This is a genomic window from Methylobacterium sp. J-077 (assembly GCF_022829365.1).
GTDB lineage: Bacteria > Pseudomonadota > Alphaproteobacteria > Rhizobiales > Beijerinckiaceae > Methylobacterium.
On sequence record NZ_JAKSYJ010000231.1, the window covers coordinates 1 to 400 of the forward strand.

Annotated in this window: 1 protein-coding gene; it reads left to right on the forward strand. The window is 63.2% G+C overall.

Annotated elements, in window-relative coordinates:
• Positions 1–88: 88 nt before the first annotated feature.
• Positions 89–400, forward strand: a 312-nt coding sequence (locus MKL11_RS29415; protein WP_279600800.1) for a HAMP domain-containing protein, incomplete at its 3' end; no start/stop codon positions are given.

Sequence of the window (400 nt, forward strand, 5' to 3'; positions counted from 1 at the left end):
CGGATCGGGCATCTACGCGGACGACACGGCGGCGCAGATGCGCCCGACCCTGATGCGTCTACTAGGAGGTGCATCCATCGTCGCCGCGATGATCGGTCTTTTCGCTACGCTCATAGGCCGTAGCGTAGTGCGGCCGCTACACGCCATGACGGCATTCATGACCAATCTCGCCGCAGGAGATCTAAGCCGAGAGGTGCCAGGCGCGGAACGCCGCGATGAGATCGGCGCGATGGCATCGGCAGTTCAGATCTTCAAAGACGGCCTGATCCGCATGAAGGCGTTGGAAGAAGAGACCGCGGAGGCCCGCCTAGCAGCCGAGGAACAGCGCAAGGCCGGCATGCGCCAGATGGCCGACAGCTTCGAACAGGAGGTCGGCGGCATCATCGGCATGGTGTCTTCG